Annotated in this window: 17 protein-coding genes; 8 read left to right on the forward strand and 9 right to left on the reverse strand. The window is 74.2% G+C overall.

The genetic code is table 11. The features are described 5' to 3' along the window. Nucleotides 1-17 precede the first annotated feature (17 nt). From ACIQWA_RS38790 to ACIQWA_RS38800, 3 genes are all read left to right on the forward strand, one after another. Complete coding sequence (locus tag ACIQWA_RS38790) at nt 18-503, forward strand: CinA family protein (RefSeq protein ID WP_402491300.1); 486 nt, start codon at nt 18-20, stop codon at nt 501-503. 318 nt (nt 504-821) lie between these two features. Continuing rightward, nucleotides 822-1,190, forward strand: coding sequence for a helix-turn-helix domain-containing protein (locus ACIQWA_RS38795; protein WP_030290911.1), 369 nt, complete (start codon nt 822-824; stop codon nt 1,188-1,190). A 102-nt stretch (nt 1,191-1,292) separates the two neighbouring features. Beyond that, nucleotides 1,293-1,553: a hypothetical protein gene (locus ACIQWA_RS38800; protein ID WP_402491303.1), complete on the forward strand. Its 261-nt coding sequence runs from the start codon at nt 1,293-1,295 to the stop codon at nt 1,551-1,553. Between the two features lie 97 nt (nt 1,554-1,650). Here ACIQWA_RS38800 and ACIQWA_RS38805 read toward each other — a convergent pair whose 3' ends face one another. Continuing rightward, the gene (locus tag ACIQWA_RS38805; protein ID WP_402491306.1) at nt 1,651-6,378 is read right to left on the reverse strand and encodes an ATP-dependent helicase; all 4,728 of its coding nucleotides are present in this window, start codon (nt 6,376-6,378) and stop codon (nt 1,651-1,653) included. A gap of 266 nt (nt 6,379-6,644) precedes the next feature. Here ACIQWA_RS38805 and ACIQWA_RS38810 point away from each other — a divergent pair, with 266 nt between their 5' ends. Beyond that, on the forward strand, nt 6,645-8,225 hold the full coding sequence (locus tag ACIQWA_RS38810) for a S8 family serine peptidase (RefSeq protein WP_402491309.1): 1,581 nt from the start codon (nt 6,645-6,647) through the stop codon (nt 8,223-8,225). Nucleotides 8,226-8,552: 327 nt separating this feature from the next. Here ACIQWA_RS38810 and ACIQWA_RS38815 read toward each other — a convergent pair whose 3' ends face one another. Further along, nucleotides 8,553-9,473: a DNA-3-methyladenine glycosylase family protein gene (locus ACIQWA_RS38815; RefSeq protein ID WP_402491312.1), complete on the reverse strand. Its 921-nt coding sequence runs from the start codon at nt 9,471-9,473 to the stop codon at nt 8,553-8,555. Between the two features lie 72 nt (nt 9,474-9,545). Next, a complete protein-coding gene (locus tag ACIQWA_RS38820) occupies nt 9,546-10,691 on the reverse strand; it encodes a peptidoglycan recognition protein (protein WP_402491315.1) in 1,146 nt (381 codons plus the stop codon). A 104-nt stretch (nt 10,692-10,795) separates the two neighbouring features. On the opposite strand from ACIQWA_RS38820, the gene ACIQWA_RS38825 reads away from it, so the two are divergent. The 3 genes from ACIQWA_RS38825 to ACIQWA_RS38835 all read left to right on the forward strand — a co-directional run bounded on the left by ACIQWA_RS38825 (nt 10,796) and on the right by ACIQWA_RS38835 (nt 14,552). Continuing rightward, nucleotides 10,796-11,587, forward strand: coding sequence for a TIGR03089 family protein (locus ACIQWA_RS38825; RefSeq protein WP_360244315.1), 792 nt, complete (start codon nt 10,796-10,798; stop codon nt 11,585-11,587). Between the two features lie 35 nt (nt 11,588-11,622). Beyond that, nucleotides 11,623-12,891: an LCP family protein gene (locus ACIQWA_RS38830; RefSeq protein ID WP_402491318.1), complete on the forward strand. Its 1,269-nt coding sequence runs from the start codon at nt 11,623-11,625 to the stop codon at nt 12,889-12,891. Between the two features lie 149 nt (nt 12,892-13,040). Further along, nucleotides 13,041-14,552, forward strand: coding sequence for an LCP family protein (locus ACIQWA_RS38835; RefSeq protein ID WP_402491321.1), 1,512 nt, complete (start codon nt 13,041-13,043; stop codon nt 14,550-14,552). Here the strand turns inward: ACIQWA_RS38835 and ACIQWA_RS38840 are convergent, their stop codons facing one another. The 6 genes from ACIQWA_RS38840 to ACIQWA_RS38865 form a co-directional block, all read right to left on the reverse strand. Next, nucleotides 14,553-15,167 carry an acyltransferase gene (locus ACIQWA_RS38840; protein ID WP_402491324.1) on the reverse strand — a complete coding sequence of 205 codons (615 nt, stop codon included), beginning with the start codon at nt 15,165-15,167 and terminating at the stop codon, nt 14,553-14,555. 27 nt (nt 15,168-15,194) lie between these two features. Beyond that, nucleotides 15,195-16,235, reverse strand: a complete 1,041-nt coding sequence (locus ACIQWA_RS38845) for a glycosyltransferase family 2 protein (RefSeq protein ID WP_402491327.1) — start codon at nt 16,233-16,235, stop codon at nt 15,195-15,197. Nucleotides 16,236-16,530: 295 nt separating this feature from the next. Further along, a complete protein-coding gene (locus ACIQWA_RS38850; protein WP_402491330.1) occupies nt 16,531-19,098 on the reverse strand; it encodes an ABC transporter permease in 2,568 nt (855 codons plus the stop codon). Between the two features lie 19 nt (nt 19,099-19,117). Further along, nucleotides 19,118-19,903 carry an ABC transporter ATP-binding protein gene (locus tag ACIQWA_RS38855; RefSeq protein WP_402491333.1) on the reverse strand — a complete coding sequence of 262 codons (786 nt, stop codon included), beginning with the start codon at nt 19,901-19,903 and terminating at the stop codon, nt 19,118-19,120. A gap of 255 nt (nt 19,904-20,158) precedes the next feature. Further along, nucleotides 20,159-20,713, reverse strand: coding sequence for an NADPH-dependent FMN reductase (ssuE, locus tag ACIQWA_RS38860; RefSeq protein ID WP_360244294.1), 555 nt, complete (start codon nt 20,711-20,713; stop codon nt 20,159-20,161). 48 nt (nt 20,714-20,761) lie between these two features. Then, a complete protein-coding gene (locus tag ACIQWA_RS38865; RefSeq protein WP_350509645.1) occupies nt 20,762-20,839 on the reverse strand; it encodes a putative leader peptide in 78 nt (25 codons plus the stop codon). A gap of 179 nt (nt 20,840-21,018) precedes the next feature. Here ACIQWA_RS38865 and ACIQWA_RS38870 point away from each other — a divergent pair, with 179 nt between their 5' ends. Then, nucleotides 21,019-22,302 (forward strand): LCP family protein, encoded by a 1,284-nt coding sequence (locus ACIQWA_RS38870; protein ID WP_402491337.1) that lies wholly within the window; start codon nt 21,019-21,021, stop codon nt 22,300-22,302. Nucleotides 22,303-22,322 lie beyond the last annotated feature (20 nt).

The raw sequence follows: 22,322 nt of genomic DNA on the forward strand, positions 1-22,322 counted from the left end.
GGACGGAGGGGGCAAGGGTGACGGACCACGAGCTGTACGGGCTGGCCGAGCGGGCGCACGCGGCGCTGCGGGCCGAGGGCGGCACGCTGGCCGTCGCCGAGTCGCTGACCGGCGGGCTGCTGGCCGCCGCCCTGGTGGACGTCCCGGGGGCGTCCGCGACCTTCCGCGGGTCGGTCACCGCCTACGCGACCGAGGTGAAGGCCTCGGTGCTCGGTGTGGACGAGGGCCTGTTGGACGTGTACGGTCCGGTTCACCCGGTGGTGGCCCGGCAGATGGCCGAGGGCGTGCGCGGGTTGCTGGGGGCCACGTACGGGCTCGCGACGACCGGCGTGGCAGGCCCGGAGCCGCAGGACGGGCAGCCGGTGGGCACGGTACACCTGGCGGTCGCAGGTCCGGGGGGAACTCTGGTCAGTTCGCCCCTGCTGTCCGGCGCCCGTGCCACAATCCGTCACGGTGCGGTGACCGCCGCACTGCAGCTGCTCGTCGGCCGGCTCGCTCGATGACGGGGCCCGCGGACGGATCTCCACCCAACCGAGATCTGCCGAACCGGCGCGCGGGGTATGACACAGCTGGAGGATCGTGTTACATCCAACGGCCTGGTTGGGCAGAAACCAGGTGGCGAACGAGTTGCGTGACGGTGGCCGGGCGGGCCGAGTCGGGTACCACGAGGGGCCCGCGAACCCGGGTACGACACCGGCACGAGGAGGGGGACGGCCTTGCAGCCCAGAGTGAACACGACCAGGGTCCCCGCACGCGAAGCGGGCAAGGCGGTACGGTGGGGGCGTGACATCTCGATCCGCAGTCCGAGGAGGGAGGCACCGATGATCCTGCTCCGTCGCCTACTGGGCGATGTACTGCGTCGGCAGCGCCAACGCCAGGGCCGCACACTCCGCGAGGTGTCGGCGGCCGCCAGGGTTTCGCTCGGGTACCTCTCCGAGGTCGAGCGGGGACAGAAGGAGGCCTCCTCGGAGCTGCTCTCCGCCATCTGCGACGCACTCGACGTCCGGATGTCCGAGGTCATGCGCGAGGTCAGCGACGAGCTGTCGCTCGCCGAACTTGCGGCGATGGCCACCCTCTCCGAAGGTGATCTGCTGAGGCCGGTACTCGAACCGGTTCCGCTGCCCGCCCCCGGCGCCGACCGGGCGAACATGTCGCCCAAGGCCGCCGCGATGGACGTGGTCGCTGCCTGACCCGGCCTCGCACCTCCCGGGTGCCCGTCCCACGACGGGCCCGAGGAACCCCGGGGCGAGCGGAGGAGGGCGGTCGTGCGGAGACTCGCGACGGTGTGCGCGGTGGCCCGAATACGGCTGCGGCGGCTGGTGCCCTGGCCGGCCCGTTGGGTCCTGGTGGCACTCGCGGGCGGGCTCGCCTGGTGGTCGGTGGCCGTCCGGGGGCAGCTCGCCGACAGTGCGGTGCTCAGCCTGCTGGCGGCCGGCGGCTGGGGGCTCGGTCTGATTCCGGTCCATGCCGACCGGAACGCGACCGGACCGGCCCGGCGCCCGCGCGAGGAGGCCGTGGGCCGGGTGGAGGCGCAGCCTCCGCCGATCGGGTGAAAAGACGTGGCCGGAGGCCGCGGGGTCGTTGACTCCGCGGCCTCCGGCGTTCTCCGGTTCCGGACCCTGCGGCCCGGCCCGATCCACCGGACACGCCTCAGGGGCGCAGCCGGAGCCCGCGGGTGGTGGCGTGGAAGCCGGCCTCCTCCAGGGCACGGCCGAGCTCGGAGCCCAGGGCGGGCCGGCCGTTGGCCCGCTCGACCGTGACGCTGCCGAGCGCCCCCGCGCGGACCGCCCCCGCGAGTGCCCCGGTGGCCAGGGCCAGGGTCGCGTCGTCCTCCGGCCAGGCCAGCAGGGACTTGCCGCCCCGCTCCACGTACAGCGCGAGCTCACCGTCCACCAGGACCACCAGGGCGCCCGCCTTGCGGCCCGGGCGGTGCGCCTTGGCGTCCGTGGCACCCGTGGCGGCGGGCGGCTCGGGCCAGGGCAGCGCGGCGCCGTAGGCGTTCGCCGGATCGGCGGCGGCCAGCACCAGCAGCTGCGGCGGCTCGGCGGCCGGGGCGGCCGGCCACTCGGTGGCCCGGGCCCGCTCCAGCCGGCCGTTGACCGAGCGCAGCCGGTCGGCCGCGCCCTCCATGGCGAACTGGGCCCCGCCCAGGCCCTCGACGAAGTAGCCCCGGCGGGCCCGGCCGCGCTCCTCCATCGCGGCGAGCACCCGGTACACCCCGGCGAAGCCGCCGGGCACCCGTTCGGCGGCCACCGTGCCGCGGGTCAGCAGACCGTGCCGGTCCAGCAGGCTCTGCGCCCGGGCCGTCGCCCGGACGGTCGGATCGGTGGCGAAGGCGGGCAGCAGCGACCAGCGCCCGGCCACCGTCGGCGGGCCGCTGCGCAGTGCCCCGCCGGCCCGGCCGAAAGCGCGGCCGGCGCCGCCGTAGCGGCCGCGCGGGGTCGCCCGGGGGGCTCGGTGGGCGGTCGCGCCCGCCGTCCGGCCGGAACCGAGCAGGGCGCGCAGCGGGGCCAGGGTGTCGTTGCTGACGTAACCGGCCCAGACCAGGTCCCAGAGGGCCGTCACGACCTCGGGCTCCGGGGTCTCCTCCGGGAGCTGCTGGACGAGCTGGCGGAAGAAGAGGCCGTAGCCGCCCGCCAGGGCCTGCAGGAGGGCGCTGTGCAGCGGGGTGAGCGCGGGCGGGACGGGCTCCGGGCGCAGCAGGTGGGCGTTCTCGGCCAGGTGCAGGCTGAGCCAGCCGTCCTTGCCGGGCAGGGCGCCGGCGCCGCACCAGCCGATCTCGCCGGCTGCCATCAGCTCGTCCAGCAGGCCGGGGGAGTAGTCGGCGAGCCGGGCCGGGAGGATCAGCTTCTCCAGGGCGGAGGCGGGCAGGGCGGTGCCCTGGAGCTGTTCGACCACCCGGAGCAGGCCGTCCGGGCCGCGCAGCCGGTGGCCGGCCAGGTGCTGCCACTGCGGGAGGAAGGCGGCCAGGGCGCGCGGCGGGACGGGCTCCACCTCCTGGCGCAGCGCGGCCAGCGAGCGGCGGCGCAGCCGGCGCAGCACCTCGGCGTCGCACCACTCGGCGGTGGCGGTATGGCTCTCGGCGGGCCGGAAGGCGCCCTGGACCAGGCGGCCGGCGGCGGTGAGCCGGTGCAGGGTGCCGGTGACGACGGCGGTGCCGAGGCCGTAGCGGGCGCCGGCCTCGGCGGCGGTGAACGGGCCGTGGGTGCGGGCGTGCCGGGCCAGCAGGTCGCCCAACGGGTCCTTGACCGGCTCGGTGAAGGCCTCCGGGACGCCCACCGGCAACGGGGTGCCCAGGGCGTCGCGTAGCCGTCCGGCGTCCTCGATCGCGGCCCAGCGCTGCTCGCCGGCGATCCGGACCTGGATCACCCGGCGGGCGGCCTCCAGTTCCAGGGGCCAGAGCGGCTCGGCACCGCGCGCCGTCAACTCGGCCTCGGTGAGCGGGCCGAGCAGGCGCAGCGCGTCGGCGACGCCCTCGGCGTCCCTGATCCGGCGCTCGGGGGTGAGGCGTTGGAGCTCGGCCTCCAGCTCGGCGAGCACCTGCGGGTCGAGCAGCTCGCTCAGCTCGGCCTGGCCGAGCAGCTCCGACAGCAGCCGGGAGTCCAGCGACAGGGCGGCGGCCCGGCGTTCGGCGAGCGGGGAGTCGCCCTCGTAGAGGAACTGGGCGACGTAGCCGAACAACAGGGAGCGGGCGAAGGGGGAGGGCTCGGGGGTGGTGACCTCGACCAGGCGGACGGCGCGGGATTCGAGGTCCGCCATCAGCTCGACCAGGCCGGGGACGTCGAAGACGTCCTGGAGGCACTCCCGGACGGCCTCCAGGACGATCGGGAAGGAGCCGTACTCGGAGGCGACCTCGAGCAGTTGGGCGGCGCGCTGGCGCTGCTGCCACAGCGGGGTGCGGCGGCCCGGGCTGCGGCGGGGGAGCAGCAGGGCGCGGCCGGCGCACTCGCGGAAGCGGGAGGCGAACAGGGCGGAGCCGCCGACCTGCTCGGTGACCAGCTGCTCGATCTCGTCCGGCTCGAACAGGGCGGCGTCGGCGCCGACCGGGGCCTCGTCGGAACCCGCCTGGTCCGAGGGGCCGCTGAAATCGAAGTCGGGGGCGAGCAGGTCCGCGTCGGGCAGGCGGAGCACGATGCCGTCGTCGGCGTGCATGACCTGCGGGTCCAGGCCGTGCTTCTCGCGCAGCCGGGCGCCGAGGGCGAGCGCCCAGGGGGCGTGCACCTGGGCGCCGAAGGGGGAGTGGATGACGATCCGCCAGTCGCCCAGTTCGTCCCGGAAGCGCTCGACCACGATGGTGCGGTCGTCCGGGAGGTGGCCGCAGGCCGTCCGCTGCTCGGCGAGGTAGTCCAGCAGGTTGGCCGCCGCCCAGTCGTCCAGGCCGGCCCGCTTGAGGCGCGCGGTGGCGGCCTCGGGCGTGAGCGCGCCCAGCTCGCGGGTGAACGCGCCCAGGGCGCGGCCGAGTTCGAGCGGGCGGCCGAGGGTGTCGCCCTTCCAGAACGGGAGCCGGCCGGGGATGCCGGGGGCGGGGGTGACCAGCACCTTGTCGTGGGTGACCTCCTCGATCCGCCAGGAGGTGGTGCCGAGGGTGAAGACGTCGCCGACGCGGGACTCGTAGACCATCTCCTCGTCGAGCTCCCCGACCCGGCCGCCGCCCTTCTTCTTGGGGTCTGCTCCGGCGATGAAGACGCCGAACAGGCCGCGGTCGGGGATGGTGCCGCCGGAGGTGACGGCCAGGCGCTGGGCGCCGGGGCGGCCGGTGACCGTGCCGGCCACCCGGTCCCAGACCAGGCGGGGGCGCAACTCGGCGAAGGCGTCCGAGGGGTAGCGGCCGGCCAGCATGTCGAGCACGGCGTCGAAGGCGGACTGCGGGAGGGTGGCGAAGGGCGCGGCGCGGCGGACCACGGTGAGCAGCTCGTCCACCGGCCAGGAGTCCAGGGCCGTCATCGCGACCAACTGCTGGGCCAGCACGTCCAGCGGGTTGCGCGGGATCCGCAGGGCCTCGATCCGGCCCTCCCGCATCCGCTCGGTGACCACGGCGGACTGCACCAGGTCGCCCCGGTACTTGGGGAAGAAGACGCCGGTGGAGACGGCCCCGACCTGGTGACCGGCCCGGCCGACCCGCTGCAGTCCGGAGGCGACCGAGGGCGGGGACTCGACCTGGACGACGAGTTCCACCGCGCCCATGTCGATGCCCAGCTCCAGGCTGGAGGTGGCGACCACGGCGGGCAGCCGACCGGCCTTCAACTCCTCCTCGACGAGGGAGCGCTGCTCCTTGGAGACCGAACCGTGGTGGGCCCGGGCGATGACCGGGGGCACGCCCCTGGCGGCGCCCGAGCCGCCCATCAGCTCGGCCGGGGCGTGCGCCTCGGGGGCGGCGGTGCCGGTGGCGCGCTCGTACGCGATCTCGTTCAGCCGGTTGCACAGACGCTCGGCCAGGCGGCGGGAGTTGGCGAACACGATGGTCGAGCGGTGCGCCTCGACCAGGTCGACGATCCGCTCCTCGACGTGCGGCCAGATCGAGGCTTGACGCTGCGGGTCGGAGCCGGCGGCCCCGCCGGTGGCCGGGGCGGCGGGCAGGTCGTCCAGGTCGGGGACGGGGACGACCACCGAGAGGTCGAACTGCTTGGCGGCGGGCGGCTGGACGACGACGGCGCCGCGCTGGGGGCTGAGGAAGCGGGCCACCTCCTCGACCGGGCGGACCGTCGCGGACAGGCCGATCCGGCGGGCCGGGCGGTCCAGCAGCTCGTCCAGCCGCTCCAGGGTGAGGGCCAGGTGGGCGCCGCGTTTGGTGCCGGCGACCGCGTGCACCTCGTCCAGGATCACCGTGTCCACTCCGCGCAGGGCCTCCCGGGAGGCCGAGGTGAGCAGCAGGAACAGTGACTCGGGGGTGGTGATCAGGATGTCCGGCGGGTGGGTGGCGAAGCGGCGGCGGTCGGCGGCGGGGGTGTCGCCGGAGCGGATCGCCACCTGGACCTCGGGCTCGGGCAGGCCCAGCCGGACGGCGGCCTGGCGCAGGCCGGTCAGCGGGGCGCGGAGGTTTCGCTCGACGTCCACCGCGAGGGCCTTGAGCGGGGAGACGTAGAGCACCCGGCAGCGGCGCTTGGGGTCGGCGGGGGGCGGGGTGCTGCTCAGGCGGTCGAGGGCGGCGAGGAAGGCGGCGAGTGTCTTGCCGGAGCCGGTGGGGGCGACCACCAGGACGTCGGTCCCCTGCTGGATGGCGTGCCAGGCCTGGGACTGGGCGGCGGTGGGGGCGGAGAAGGCGCCGGTGAACCAGGCCCGGGTGGCGGGGGCGAAGCCGGCCAGGGGGGCGGGGTCGCCGGGGTTGGGCGAGTCGGCGGGGGTGGGGTCGCCGGGTGGGGTCGGGTGCGGGGGCGCCATGTCCCCATGGTGCCGGGTGGGGCTGACAAGTGGGGTGGTGGCGGGGTGTTACGGGGTGAGTGGTTGGGGTGGGTGGTTGGGGTGGGTGGTTGGGGTGGGTGTAACTGCGGGAGCGGGAATGATGATCCGCTCATATGGTGAGGAATCGGGCGCGTGATCAATCCGTGACCGAGACCGGACCGATGAGCGGAGGGCGTGGGATGGCGCAGGCGCACCGGTCCGGGGCCGTTCACGGGGGTCGGCGGCCGGGGAGCCGTCGGCGCAGGGTGTGCGGGCCCACCCGGGCGCTGCTGGCGATGCTGCTCACGGCGCTGGTGCTCGGCGGTGCCTTGCCGTACGCCTCCGGGCCCGGACGTTCGTACCTCAGCTATCTGGTGCTGGCCCGGCAGGACGATGCGGCGGGTGCCGCCCTGGCCGGGGCGGAGAGCCGGGCGGCGGGCGGGCAGGTGGTGCAGGAGTACCCGCAGATCGGGGCGGTGCTGGCGTACGCGACCGGCGGCTTCGCGGACCGGGTGCGGGCCCGGCCCGGGATCGCGGCGGTCGGGGCCACCCGGACGGCGCCGGTGGTGGGGCCGCCGCGGGCGGTGGACGGGGCGGGGGACTTTGCGGCGGGGGATGCGGTGGGCGGGGGTGCTGGGGTTGATAGGGGTGTTAGGGCTGTCGGGGATGGTGGGGGTGTCGGGGCTGTTGGGGCTGTTGGGGGTGGCACGGCTGGGGGTGGGGGGTGGGGTGTTCAGGGGCGGGACGGCGGGACGACGACGGTTCCGGATCCGGGGGAGGGCGCGGCGTGGAACCTGAGCATGGTGCACGCGGAGCCGGGGCGGACCGGGGACACCGCCGGAGGCGGTGCGGGAGGCGGTGCGCCAGGGGTCGAGGCGATGCGCAAGGTGCTGGTCGCCGTACTGGACTCGGGCGTCGACGACACCCACCCGGACCTGCGGGCGGCCGTCGACCCCAAGGCTTCGGCCTCCTGCGCCGACGGCCGCCCCGACTCCCGTACCGGCGCCTGGCGGCCCGACCCCGGGGTGGTGGAGAGCGGGCACGGCACCCACGTCGCCGGGATCATCGGCGCGGCCCGCGACGGGCAGGGTGTCACCGGGGTCGCTCCCGGGGTGCGGATCGCCGCCGTGCGGTTGCTCGGGCCGCTCGGGCAGTACTACGCGGAGAACATCGTCTGCGGGATGCTCTGGGCGGCCGACCACGGGGCCAAGGCCGTCAACGACAGCTACTTCGCCGACCCGTGGAAGTACAACTGCCCCGAGGACCAGGACCAGGCGGCCCTGATCGCGGCCGTCGGGCGGGCGGTCGCGTACGCCCAGCGCAAGGGGGCGGTGGTGGTGGCCTCGGCCGGCAACGACGGACAGGACCTCGGCGCGGCCCGGACCGACGAGCGCAGCCCCAACGACCGGGTCTCCGGGCCGGCCCTGACTCGCCACCTGGGCACCGAGTGCATTCGCCTTCCCGGCGAGCTGCCCGGGGTCCTCACCGTCACGGCCGTCAACCGGGACGGGCGGCCGTCCTCCTACACCAACTACGGGCGGGGCAGGGTTTCGCTGGCGGCCCCCGGGGGCGACCCGGACGGGGGGCCGCAGGGGGCGATCGTCTCGGACTGGCCGGGTGGGCAGTACGCGGCGCTGGCGGGGACCTCGATGGCGGCGGCGCATGTGACGGGGGCGGTCGCTGTGGCGGCGGCGCTGCACCCGGGGGCCGGGGCGGGGGAGTTGGCGGGCGTGGTGGCGGGGGCGGCGGCTGGGGCAGGTGGGGTGGGTGGGGGGTGTTCGGTGGGGGGTCGGGGGTGTGGGGATCGGCAGTACTTCGGGGTGGGGGTGGTGGTTGTGCCGCGGTGAAGGCCGCTGCGCGGGGCTGGGGTGTGGGGGTGGGCTTTCGGGAGGGTGGGTGGGTCCGGGGGCGGTTCCGGGGGTGGGCGCTCCGGGGGCTGGGTGATTTTCGGACCGCCGACCCTCATGGTGGGGGGTGCTCGCCGTTGGCGGTCTGAAAATCACCCGTCACGCCCCTCTCCGCACCCACCCCCTCCACCGCCCCCTCCCGCAGCGCGTCCCTCTCGCCTTGGGCGGGTGAGGGGAGGGGGTGGTGGGGGTGGGTTGGTTGGTGCGGGGGTGGGTTTTGGTGTGGGCGCGCGGGCTTTGGGCCGCGCGCCCGTGTGGGGCTTCGGGTCAGCGGGTTCGGTGGTCGTTGGGGGTGAGGCGGGGGCCGTAGCGGGGGGCGTGGGTGCCGGTGGCGAGGAGGAGGCGGCAGAGGCGGTGGCGGTGGGGGCGGTAGGGCTCCAGCAGGGCGAGCATCTGGGCGTCGTCGCTGCGGGGGCGGCCGGCCAGCGCCCAGCCGACCAGGTTGGGGAGGTGGAAGTCGCCGACCGAGACGGCGTCCGGGTCGCCGTTGCTGCGCTGGAGGGTTTCGGCGGCGGTCCAGGTGCCGATGCCCGGGACGGCCGTCAGGCGGGCGAAGGACTCCTCGTGGGCCATGGTGGAGGCCTCTTCCAGGCGGGGGGCCAGCCGGACGGCGCGCTGGACCGTGGCCGAGCGCTTGGGGTCGACGCCCGCGCGGTGCCACTCCCAGCTCGGGATCATCGCCCAGTCGCGGGCCGACGGGGCCACCCGCATGCCCTCGGCCGGGCCGGGGGCCGGGGTGCCGAAGTCGCGCAGCAGGGTGCGCCAGGCGCGGTAGGCCTCGTCGGTGGTGACCTTCTGTTCCAGGATCGCGGGGACGAGCGACTCCAGGACCAGGCCGGTCCGGGTGAGCCGCACCCCGATGGTGCGGCGCTGGGCGTCCCGGAGCGGGCCGGGGGGCAGCACCAGCGCCTCCGGGTGGTCCTCGGCGCCGAGCAGGGTGGGCAGCCGGTCCAGCAGCCACTGGGCGCCCGGGCCCCAGGCGGTCGCCTCCACCTCGCCCGCACCGGGGCGCGGCAGCACCCGCAGGGTGCCGACGCCGGCCGGGGTGCGGGAGGCGCGCCAGACGGCGCCGTCGCCGGTGGTGCGGTACGAGGGGTCGGCGGGGCCCCGGCGCAGCGGCAGCAGGGTCCGGACCGGGTCGAGCGGGAAGCCCGGCCGCCAGCGCCGTACCGCTTCGCCGCCCGTCACTGCCGTCGCCTCCTGGGGTGCCTGAGGCCATGAACGATACGTGGGGCGGGGGCAGGAGTTCGAGGGCGGGCGCTAGGAAGCCTGGAGCAGGGCGGCGGCCGTGCGGAGTTCGGGGAGCCGGGTGTAGAGGGCCTTGCCGGGGCATTCGGTGTTGAAGGCGTCGCGGTGGCCGGAGATCGCGTCGAAGTCGACGACCGTGCCCTTGGGGTAGCGGCTGGCGTCGGAGGCGGAGGTGAGTCTGGTGCGGCCGTCGGCGGGCCGGTCGGTGAGGCCGAGCTTCCAGGCGGCGATCGCGGCGAGGCCGTCGAGGAGGGGTTGCGGCGGGGTGGCGTCGACGTAGGTGCCGATCGCGGCGACGCCGGAGGAGTCGGTGTTGAAGCCGAGGGTGTGGGCGCCGTGGACGGGCTGGTCGACGCCGCCGGCCCGGCCCTCGTAGATCGTGCCGCAGCGGTCGACCAGGAAGTTGTAGCCGATGTCCCGCCAGCCGCTGGTCCTGACGTGGTACTGGTAGATGCCCCTGATCACCCGGGGGGCGTCGGAGCAGGCGTAGTCGGCGGCGGTCGCGGTGTGGTGGACGAAGACCTCGCGGACCGGGCCGGTGTACTCGAAGCCCGGGTCGCGCAGGGACTCGTCGGCGCCCCAGCCGGCCCGGGTGACGATCGCCGGGCGCGGCGCCTGGTGGCCGTCCTCGGCGGCGGGTGCCGCGGGCACCGTCCGGGTGGCGGCCGGGGCGGGTGCGCCGGCGCCGGGGTCGACGAGGTCGAGCCGCAGTCCGGGCGGCGGTCCGGCCGGGCCGGGCCGGAACTCGACGGCGACGCCGTCGCTGCGGCCGGTCCACAGCGGGGCGGTGGCGCCGTGCGGGGCGCGGTCGGGGCCGTCGTCGGTGTCGGTCTCCAGGGTGTGCCAGTCGCTCCAGCGGCCGGTGCCCGCGTCCCGGGTGCGGACCCGGAGGCTGCCGCCGTCCAGCGCTCCGGCCAGTCCGTCCCAGCCGACGCCGAGGAGTTCGAAGGGCCCGGTCGTGCTCGCCGGGAGCCCGTGCCCGTCGGGGAGCCGGAGCGAGACGGTCCGGCCGCCGCCGGGGAAGTCACGGTGCTCGCCACCTGGGGCAAGGGGCACGGCGGAGGCGGCGGGAGCGGGCTGGAGCAGCAGGGCGGCGGTGCAGCCGGCGAGCAGCGCGGCCGGGAGCGGGAGGCGCGCGGCCTTGATGGAGAGGTGCATGAAGGGGATCGTCGCCGCAAACCGGACCGCCCGCCACGCCGCCCCGCGCCCACTCGGCCACCCCTCCCGGCCTACCACCCGAAGGCCGTAGGCTGGGGCGCACCATGACTGCGCCATTCGCTGCCGATGCCCGCACCCCCGTCGAGCTGCTGCACGCATACCTGCGCGGCGGCACCCCTTCGGTCGATCCCGCGGCCCCGCTGGTCACTTTCTACGACGACGCCACCGGCGAACGGGTGGAGCTGTCCGCCCGGACCTTCGACAACTGGGTCGCCAAGACCGCCAACCTCCTCCAGGACGAGCTGAACGCCGGTCCGGACGACCGCGCCGTGCTGCTGCTGCCCGCGCACTGGCAGAGCGCCGTCTGGCTGCTGGCCTGCTGGTCCGTCGGTGTGACGGCGGTGCCGGCCGGCGACCCGGCCGACGCCGACCTGGTGGTGAGCGGTCCGGACGGCCTGGAGGCCGCCCAGGCCTGTGGGGGCGAGCGGGTCGCGCTCGCCCTGCGCCCGCTCGGCGGCCGCTTCCCGCACCGCCCGGACGGCTTCCTGGACTACGCCGCCGAGGTGCCCGGCCAGGGCGACCGCTTCGCGCCGTACTCCCCCGTCGCCCCGGACGGGCAGGCGCTGGAGACCTCGGTGGACGGGCTGCCGCTGAAACTGACCGGTGAGCAGACCGTCGCGCTGGCCCGGGAGGGCGCCGCGCGGATCGGCCTCAAGCCCGGGGACCGGGTGATGTCCACCCTCTCCTTCGACGACTGGACGGGCCTGGAGGCCGGCCTGCTGGCCCCGCTGGCGGCCGGCGCCTCGGTGGTGCTGTGCCGCAACTCCCAGGGGCTGGACGCCGGGCAGTGGGAGAAGCGCTCCGAATCCGAACGGGTGACTGTGCGCCTCGGCTGACCCCGGGACGGTCCCGGCGGGTAGGGATCCCTGCCATGGCCGAGGACGACACCGAGCACCCCCCGACCGACCAGACTCCCCCGGAGCACGCTCCCCCGAGCGGACCGGGACGCCCGCGAAGGCGCCGGCGGTGGCTGATGATCACCGCCGGCGCCGTCGCGTTCCTGCTGGTCGCCACCGGCGTGCTGCTCTGGATCGCCTACCGCAAGCTGGACGGCAACATCAGGACGGACTCGGCCACCGACCGGCTGCTCGCCGAGCTGGAGGCCGAGCGCCCGAGCCGGGCGCCGGGGGCCGAGGGCGCCGAGAACATCCTGCTGATCGGCAGTGACGACCGCTCCGGCTCGAACTCCTCCTACGGCGGCGAGGCCGGTGCCCAGCGCTCGGACACCACGATCCTGCTGCACCTGGCCGGCGACCGGAAGCACGCGACGGCGGTCTCCGTCCCGCGCGACGTGATGGTCACCGTGCCCTCCTGCGAGAAGCCGGACGGCAGCCGCAGCAAGCCGGGGACGATGCAGTTCAACTGGGCGTTCGAGCTGGGCGGTCCGGCCTGCTCGATCCGCACCGTCGAGCAGTTGAGCGGCATCCGGATCGACCACTACGTGATCCTCGACTTCAGCGGCTTCAAGACGATGGTGGACGCGATCGGCGGGGTCGAGGTGTGCGTGCCGCAGCCGATCCACGACAAGGACGCCAAGCTGGACCTCCCGGCCGGCCGTCAGCTGCTGCACGGCGAGCAGGCGCTCGGCTACGTCCGGGCCCGGGAGAGCCTGGGCGACGGCAGCGACACCCAGCGGATGGGCCGCCAGCAGCAGTTCCTGGCCTCGCTGATCCGCAAGGTGCAGTCGCAGGGGGTGCTGCTGAACCCGGCCAAGCTGTGGCCGGTGCTGGACGCGGCCACCTCCTCGGTGAAGGCGGACGGTGGCCTGTCCTCGCTCGGCGCGCTGTACGACCTCACCCAGGACCTGCGCGGCATCCCCTCCCGGGACGTGGTGTTCCTGACGGCGCCGCGCCGCCCGTACCGCTACGACTCGGACCGGGACGAGTTCGTCCAGCCGCAGACCACCCAGCTGTTCGAGGCGCTGCGGGCCGACCGGCCGCTGGCCCTCCGGCCGCCCGGCTCGGCGCCCGCGCCGGACGCGGGGGCGGGGGCGGGGGCGGGAGCAGGGGCGGGGGCGGGGGCGGGGGCGGGAGCGGGGGCTGGGGCCGGCTCCGACCGGGCCACGGCGTCACCCTCGGCGGGCGCCTCGCCCACTTTCGAGGGACGTACCGCGGACGTGGATGCCTGCGCCCAGCACTGAACTCGCCGCTGGGCTTTGCTTTTTCATTGCTCAAACATGACTGAGCTCACACTCGGAACAATTCCCCCGTTCGGCTCGTCTAGTGTGTCCGGATCGACCCGTCGCCCGACGGGTCGGCCTCCGTGACCGGCCGGACGTAGGGAATCCCCGTGCAGCAGGACGAAACGAACACCGGTCGGTTCAGCGGGGAGAGTCGACGGGAAGCCAAGCGCCGGGCCGCGGCCGCCAAGCGGCAGCGCCGCCGCCGGGTGCTCAAGTGGACGGCGGGGACGGGCGCCCTGGTGATGGTCGCGGGGTGCGGCGGGGCCTACTACCTGTACCAGCACTTCAACAGCAACCTGACCTCGGTCAAGGTCCAGCTGGGCAACGAGGAGGAGCGGCCCAAGGCCGCCGGGGACGCGCTGAACATCCTGGTGATCGGCACCGACAGCCGGCAGGGCCTCGGCCGCGAGTACGGCGACGAGGGCAGCACCGGGCACGCCGACACCACCCTGCTGTTCCACGTCGCCAAGGACCGCTCCAACGCGACCGTGGTCAGCATCCCGCGCGACCTGATGGTGCCGATACCGGAGTGCCAGAACGACAAGGGCAGGAAGATCCCGGGCACGGCGCGGGACATGTTCAACACCAGCCTCGGCCAGGGCGGGCGCGACGCCGGCTGCACCTGGAAGACGGTGGAGAAGCTGACCGGTATCCGGGTCGACCACTTCGTGCAGGTCGACTTCGAGGCGGTGAAGACGCTCTCCACCGCCGTCGGCGGGGTCGAGGTCTGCGCGGCCAAGGACATCGACGACAAGGACTCGCACCTCAAGATGGCCAAGGGCCGCCATGTCGTCCAGGGCGAGGAGGCGCTGGCCTTCGTCCGCACCCGGCACGCGGTCGGCTTCGGCGGTGACCTCACCCGGATCCCGCTCCAGCAGCAGTTCATCAGCTCGATGATCCGCAAGATCAAGAGCGACGACACCCTGACCAGCCCGAGCAAGCTCTACCAGCTCGCCGACGCCGCCACCAAGGCGCTCACCGTGGACTCCGGCATCGGCAGCGTCGACAAGCTCAAGAACCTGGCCCAGGACATCAGCAAGGTGGACACCAAGAACATCACCTTCACCACCGTCCCGGTGCTGGACGACCCCAGCGACAAGGACCGGCTGATCCTGCGCCAGCCGGACGCCGGGCAGGTGTTCTCGATGATCGCGGGCGACCGCTCGCTGACCGAAACGGCCGCTTCCGCCGCTTCCGCCGCTCCGGCCGCGCCCCCGGAGGCCTCGGCCGCGCCGAGCACCACCGCCCCGGCGGTGGACGCCAAGGGCGTCCAGGTGACGGTGCGCAACGGCAGCGGGACCCGCGGACAGTCCGGGCCGACGGTGGAGAAGCTCAAGGGCAAGGGCTTCGCCAAGGCCGCGGTCGGCCCCGACGCGCCCCCGGCCGCGACCACCACGGTGTCCCACCCGGCTGGCCAGGAGGCCGAGGCCGCGGCGCTGGCCGCCGCCCTCGGACTGCCCGCCGACGCCGTGAAGCCCAACCCGAAGGCGGGCCCGAAGGACCCGCTGCTGGTGGTCCTCGGCAAGGACGTCCTGACGGCCCCCGCGCAGCAGCCGACCGAGGCCCCGAAGGACCTCCAGCGGGTGCAGGCGGACGACGTCGACGTGTGCGCCAAGTAGTTACACCGGGGCGAGGGTTCCGTCCGTCTCGCGGTACCGCTCGCCGGTCCGCGGGCAGGTCCAGAGCCCCTGGCCGGACGGGCCGAGCGGTTCACCGGCCCGGCCGACCCAGCCGATCCGGCGGGCGGGCACCCCGGCCACCAGGGCGAAGTCCGGAACGTCCCGGTGCACCACGGCCCCGGCCGCGACCAGCGCCCAGCGGCCGACCGTCACCCCGGCGACCAGCACCGCGCGGCCGCCGATCGAGCAGCCCTGGCGGAGCGTCACCGGCTCCGCGTGCCAGTCGGTTCGGCCCTTGAGCCGGCCGTCGGGGGTGACCGCGCGCGGGTGGCGGTCATTGGTCAGCACGGCGGCCGGGCCGATGAACACCCCGTCCTCGACCACCGCCGGCTCGTACACCAGCGCGTGGTTCTGGACCTTGACCCGGTCCCCGATCCGCACGCCCGGCCCGAGGTAGGCGCCGCGGCCGATCACGCAGTCGCTGCCGACCACCGCGTCCTCGCGGACCTGGGCGAGGTGCCAGACCCGCGTCCCGGCGCCGAGCACGGCCCGTTCGTCGACGTCCGCGCCCGGCTCGATCCGGGCCGCGGCCGTACCGTCCTCAACTGTCCCCATGCGGACCGACGGTAGCCGGTCCGGCCGTCAACTCGCCCGGGAGAGCACGTCCTTCGAGGACGGGCCGACGCTCCTTATCACCCGGCGGGCCAGCGAGCGGGGCGAGGTGATGAAGCCGAAGCCCCAGCTCAGGTGCATGGTCGCGAGCGCCACCGGCAGCAGCGCCTTGGCCCGGAACGACAGGCCGCGGCCCTCGACGGCGGCACCGCCGAGGATGCCCAGCAGGTAGACGCCGGGCACCGCGAGGAAGGCCGGGTGGACGGCGACGCCCAGCACCAGGCCGAGCACCACCGCGAGCAGCGCGCTCGGCGGGGCCAGGTAGCGCAGGTTGACCGAGCCCCGGTGGTAGCGGGTGACCACCCGGCGCCACCGGCCGTAGTCCTTGTACTGCTTGGCCAGCGCCTTGACGGACGGCCGCGGCCGGTACGTCACCTTCAACTGCGGGGTGAACCAGACCAGGCCGCCGTCCTGGCGGATCCGGTAGTTCAGCTCCCAGTCCTGGGCGCGGATGAACTCCTCGTTGTAGCCGCCGAGCCGCTCCAGCACCTCGCGCCGGAACACCCCGAGGTAGACGGTGTCCGCCGGGCCGGCCAGGCCGCCGGTGTGGAAGGCCGCGTTGCCGACACCGATCTTGGAGGTCATCGCGGCCGCGACCGCGTTCTCCCACTCGGTCTCGCCCTCGGCGTGCATGATGCCGCCGACGTTGGCGGCGTCCATCTCGCCGAGCAGCCGGACCGCGGTGGCGATGTAGCCGGGCGTGAGCAGCCCGTGGCCGTCCACCCGTACGACTATCGGGTACTGCGAGCCCCGGATCGCGGCGTTCAGCCCCGCGGGAGTGCGGCCGGTGGGGTTCTCCACCGTGCGCACCCGCGGATCCTCGGCCACCAGCTCGGCCGCGATCTCGGCGGTGCGGTCGGTGGAGGGGCCGAGGGCGATCACCACTTCCATCGGTCCGGGGTAGTCCTGGTCCAGGATGCGCCGGACCGCCGTGCGCAGGTGTCGTTCCTCGTTGAGCACCGGCATGATCACGGAAACAGCCGGCAGCTCCTCAGCAGCCTTGGTGTTCATCGGGGCCAACCGTACCGGTGTCGACGCATATCCGTCTTGTCCCGGTCCGGTGGCTCCGAGCACCCCTGGAGGGCGGCGCCGGTGCCGTGATCGGGATCACCGTACCGCCCCGGGCGCCGGGGCCCGAATCGGCGGGGGAAGCGTGCAGATTCGGGGTGGGTTCGGCGGGCCCGGTGAACGGCGGACGGCACGCACGGCGCGGGGGCCGGGTGCTCGTGCGCACCCGGCCCCCGCCCCCGTTCCCCCCGTTCCCCCGTTTCCCCCGTGGGGTGACCCGACGTCCCCCGTCGCCGGGTCAGTCCGTCGCGATGGCCGCGAGGACGTTCATCCGTCCGGCCCGGAAGGCCGGTACGAGGGCGGCGACCAGACCGATCACCACCGAGGAGACCAGCGTCACGACGACCGTGGTGGTCGGGACGGAGAGCGTCCCGAGGCCCTGGTCCCGCAGCACCCGCTGGGCGGTGACGCCCCAGGCCAGCCCCAGCCCGGTGCCGAGCACCGCGCCGAACAGGGCGATCACCACGGACTCCAGCCGGATCATCCGGCGCAGCTGGCGGCGGGAGAGCCCGATCGCCCGCAGCAGGCCGATCTCGCGGGTCCGCTCCACCACCGAGAGGGCCAGGGTGTTGACCACGCCGAGCACCGCGACGGTGATCGACAGGCCGACCAGGCCGTAGATCAGGTAGAGCAGGGTGTTGACCTGGGACTGCACGAGCTCCTTGTAGCCGGCCTGGTCCTTGACGGTCAGCTGCGGGTACTGCCGCAGCGCGTCCTCCAGGGCGGTGAGCGTCTTGGCGACGTCGGTGCCCGGGGTGGCCTTGGCGAAGAAGGTTCCGACCGTCTGGTCGGCGGCCGGGACCACCTTGGTCGCGGTGTCGAGGCCGACGAAGGAGCCGTCCCCGAACAGCTCGCCCTTCTTGAAGACCACGCCGACCGGGAGCTGCTGGGTGCGGCCGCTGCCGTAGTCGACGGTGACCTGGTCGCCGAGCCTCAGGTTGTGGTCCTTGGCGAAGGTCTCGCCGATCCCCAGCGAGCCGGTCCCGATCGAGTCCACCGAGCCGGCGACGGCCGTGGCGTGGAAGTCGGTGCCGAAGAAGCCGGCCGGCACCGCGGTCAGCCTGGTCCGCGCCTTCTGGCCGTCGGCCAGCCGGATCCGCCCGTTGTCGAACCCGACCTGGGTGGTGACGTGGTCGATGCCCGGGGTCCGCTTCACCGCGTCGATCATCTCCCCGGTGACGCCGGTCGGGCCGCCGGAGATGATGTAGTCCACGCCCACCGAGCGGTCGATCTGCTCGCTCGCCGAGGTCACCGCCGAGGAACTGAACACCGAGGAGCCGATCACCAGCGCCAGACCGATCATCAGCGCGGCGGCGGTGGCACCGGTCCGGCGCGGGTTGCGCATCGCGTTGCGCTGGGCGAGCTTGCCGGAGGGCCCGAACAGGGCCGGGAGCAGGGCGCCGAGCACCTTGATGACGACGGTGGCCAGCAGCGGGCCGAGCACCACGAAGCCGATCAGGGTGAGCAGCAGGCCCAGGCCCAGGAGCTGCCCGCCGGTGCCCGCCTTGTCCGACTGGCCGGCGAGCACCAGCAGGCCGGCGCCGCCGCCGGTGAGCAGCAGGCCGAGGATCGTCCGGACGACGTTGGAGCGGGCCTCGGCCGGGGTGCCGTGGTCGCGCAGGGCCGCCATCGGGGCGATCCGGCTGGCCCGGCGGGCCGGGATCCAGGCGGCGACGACGGTGATCAGGATGCCGACCGCGTAGCCGGCCACGAAGACGTCGGGCCCGATCACCAGGTCGCTGGCCTTGAGGTCCATGCCGATCGCGTTCATCAGCTTGATCAGGCCGACGGCGACGCCGAGGCCGACCGCCACCCCGAGGGTCGAGCCGAGCACGCCCAGGATCAGCGCCTCGACCAGCACCGAGCCGTTCACCTGGGCGCGGCTGCCGCCGATGGCGCGCAGCAGGCCGATCTCACGGGTGCGCTGGGCGACCAGCATCGAGAAGGTGTTGATGATCAGGAAGCCGCCGACGATCAGCGAGATCCCGGCGAAGCCGAGCATCGCGTACTTCATGAAGTCGAGGCCGCTGCCGATGGCCTTGGTGTTCTCGTCCTTCTGCTCGGCCGCGGTCTTGACCTGGTAGCCGCCGCCGACCTTGGCGAGGGCGTCGGCCTTGAGCTGGTCGTCGGTGCGGCTGCCGTCGCCGTAGGCCTCGACGGAGGTGAAGGCCGGCTCGCCGAGCAGCACCTGCTGGGCGGTCGGGGTGTCCAGGAAGGCCAGCGCCGCACCGGGGTTGGTGGTGGTGAAGGTGGCGATGCCGACGATCGTGTACGGGTGCTGGCCGCCCGCGTTGTCGACCCGGATCCGGTCGCCGACGGCCAGCTTGGCCTTCTTGGCGGTGTCCGCGTCCAGCACCAGTTCGCCGGAGCCCTGCGGGACGTGCCCGGAGGTGAGCTTCACCGCGTTGCGCGGGGTGTCGGTCCAGTTGCCGACCAGGGTCGGCGCGCCGCTGGTCGGGCCGACCAGCTTGTCCGTGGCCGGGTTGACCAGGATCGCGTTGCCGACCATGACCTGGCCGACGGCGGTCTTCACGCCGGGCAGCGCGGCCACCTGCTGGGCGAGCGCGGCAGGGACGGTGGCGGGCTTGCTCCCCGGCTGCGGATCCTCGTCCTCGGCCGGCTTGGGCGGCTGGACCGAGACGTCGGAGGCGGTCGCGGCGAACAGCTTGGAGAAGGTGCTGGTGGCGGTGTTGGAGAACACCAGGGTGCCGGACACGAAGGCGACCGACAGCACGACGGCGATCAGCGAGAGCGCCATCCGGCCCTTGTGGGCGAAGAAGCTCCGCAGTGAGGTCTTGAGCAGCATGGTTTCGTCGTCCCGCCGCTCAGCTGGTGCGCTTGCCGTCGAAACGGCGCATGCGTTCGAGGACGGAGTCGGCGGTCGGCGCGTGCATCTCGTCGACGATCACGCCGTCGGCGAGGAAGAGCACGCGGTCCGCGTAGCCGGCGGCGACCGGGTCGTGGGTGACCATGACCATGGTCTGGCCCAGTTCGTCCACCGAGCGGCGCAGGAAGGTCAGCACCTCGGCGCCGGCCCGGGAGTCCAGGTTCCCGGTGGGCTCGTCACCGAAGATGATCTCGGGGCGGGCGGCCAGGGCGCGGGCCACCGCGACGCGCTGCTGCTGGCCGCCGGAGAGCTGGGTGGGGCGGTGCTTGAGCCGGCCGGCCAGGCCGACGGTCTCCACCACCTGGTCCAGCCAGGCCTGGTCGGGTCTGCGGCCGGCGATGTCCATCGGCAGCGTGATGTTCTCCAGCGCGTTCAGGGTCGGCAGCAGGTTGAACGCCTGGAAGATGAAGCCGATCTTGTCCCGGCGCAGGCGGGTCAGCTGCTTGTCCTTGAGGCCGGTGATCTCGGTGTCGCCGATCCGGATCTGACCGCTGGTGACCGTGTCCAGCCCGGCCAGGCAGTGCATGAGGGTCGACTTGCCGGAGCCGGAGGGGCCCATGATCGCGGTGAAGCGGCCGCGCTGGATGTCCACGTCGACCGCGTCGAGCGCGGTCACCCTGGTCTCGCCCGAACCGTAGGCCTTGGTCACCTGGCGGGCCGAGGCGGCGACGGCGGACGCTCCGCCGGGAAGCTGGGGGTCGTACACGGCTGCTGCCGTCGTCACTGGAGTCTCCTAAGAAGTGGCCCACCCGTCGACCCCCACCCTCCCGATGCGGTCGGCCGGCGGACCCGATCGGATCGGGCCGCCTTGTGTGGGGCGGGGATGTAGGAACCACGTTAGGAGCCGGTCCCGGACGGCTCGTCCTCCGTCGGAATGAAGCGCTGCAACCAAGGTTCTACGGGTGCGGCACCCCTTTCCCCTAGGGGGTGCCGCGAGCCTTCTCGGGGGCGCCCCGTACGGGGTCGGGCCGGCGGCGGGTCAGCCGGTCAGCACCGGTGCGGCCAGCCGTTCCAGGGCGTCGGCGAACCCCTCCACGACGGGGACGAGTTGGGCGTCGGTCTCGCACTCGACGAGGGTCCGGCCGTCCTCCCCGGCGGTGATGTGGCGGTCGAGCACGAACCAGCCCTGGGTGATGTGGCCGGCGCCCATCGAGCTGAGCACCGGGCGCAGCGCGTAGTCGACGGCGAGGACGTGGGCGGGCGAGCCGCCGGTGGCCAGTGGCAGGACGGCCTTGCCGGCCAGCGCGTACTGCGGGAGCACGTCGAGCAGGGCCTTGAGCAGGCCCGAGTAGGCGGCCTTGTAGACGGGGGTGCCGATGACGACGCCGTCGGCGCGGGCGAACAGCTCGGTGACGGCGACGATCCCGGGGTGGTCGAAGTCGCCGGACAGCAGGGCCTGCGCGGGCAGGCTGCGGGCCTCGAAGGGGATGACGTGGTGGCCGCGGTCCACCAGGCGCGCGTCGACGTGGCGCAGCAGCCGGGTGGTACGGGAGGTGGCGGACGGGGAGCCGGAAACGGACAGGACGGTGGCCATGGGTTCACCTCTGGCTGGAAGCGGGTCGGTGGTCTCGACGGGCGCGCTTCAACGACGACAGAGCGAACCGGACACACGCTGGAGGTCGACGTGGCGCCGACGCGTGAGTGCCCAACTCTGATCCATGTCGAAATGCAAACACGGTGCGTTCGAACCGGTCAAGAATCGTTTCGGCAGCCGGAACGACGGTGACGGGCGCGTTTCACGCCGGAACGATCCGGTACGTGCATCAAAACTGCTACAAGAGGCCCGGCCGGGCCCCCCGGGGGGAGTCAGCCGGACCGGGGTCGGGCATCCTCGACGGCATGAACACGTGGCAGGAGGGCCGCCCGGGCGGCGGAGGCAACCCCTACGGAGGCAACGGCGGCGGCGCGGCGTCCGAGCCACCGCTGCCGGCCTCCCTCAACCCGCGCGGGGCCGGCGCGCCCGCCCCCCGGCAGCCGGAACCGCCGCACCGCCTCGGCGGCGTCCCGCCGCAGGGCACCCCCGGCGGTCCCGGACGGCCGGGCCCCGGCGGCCCGGGCGGACCGGGCCGGCCCGGCGGCCCCGGTGGACCCGGCGGCCCCGCCGGTGCGCGGCCGGGCGGTACGCAGGCCCGGCGCTGGCCGCGGCGGCGGATCGTCAAGTGGACGGTCTTCGGCCTGCTGATCGCCGTCATGGTGACCGGCGTCTCCACCTGGTTCTGGGCGGACTCCAAGCTCAACCACGAGAACGTGCTGGCCGACTACCCGGGCCGCCCGGCCGCCGGCAAGGGCACCAACTGGCTGATCGTCGGCTCCGACAGCCGCGAGGGCCTCAGCGAGTCCCAGATGGACACCATGCACACCGGCCACGACGTCGAGGGCAAGCGCAGCGACTCGATGATGATCCTGCACATCGGGGACCACGGGAACACGCTGATGAGCATCCCGCGCGACTCCTGGGTGCCGATCCCCGAGTTCAGGACGAGCGCCGGGAAGACCGTCAAGGCCACCACCTCGAAGATCAACTCGGCCTTCGCCACCGGCAACGGCCGGCTCCTGGTGCAGACCGTCGAAGTGAACACCGGCATCCGCATCGACCACTACGCCGAGATCGGCTTCGCCGGGTTCGCGGGCATCGTCGACTCCGTCGGCGGCGTCCAGCTGCACATCGACCAGGACATCAAGGACAAGGACTCCGGCCTCGACCTCAAGGCCGGCGACCAGACCCTCAACGGCACCCAGGCCCTGGCCTTCGTCCGCCAGCGCCACCAGATGGCCGACCAGGACCTCGGCCGGATGCGCAACCAGCAGAAGTTCCTCGGCGCCCTCGCCCACCAGGCCGCCTCCCCGGGCACCGTGCTCAACCCGTTCACCTTCTACCCGCTGGTCGACTCGGCGCTCGGCACCCTGATCGTCGACGACGACTGCGGACTGACCGACCTGGGCTCGCTCTTCCTCGCCATGAAGGACGTCAACGGCGGCGGCGGCAGGAGCATGACCGTCCCGATCGGCAACGCCGACTTCCACACCAAGACCGGCGAGTCGGCGGTGCAGTGGGACGCGGCCAAGTCCAAGCAGGTCTTCGAGGCCTTCAAGAACGACACCGCGGTGCCCGAGTTCAAGTAGCCGCCCGGGGCCTGTCCGTC

Origin of the sequence: Kitasatospora sp. NPDC098652 (genome assembly GCF_044760155.1) — a bacterium.
In the GTDB taxonomy this organism is placed as follows: domain Bacteria; phylum Actinomycetota; class Actinomycetes; order Streptomycetales; family Streptomycetaceae; genus Kitasatospora.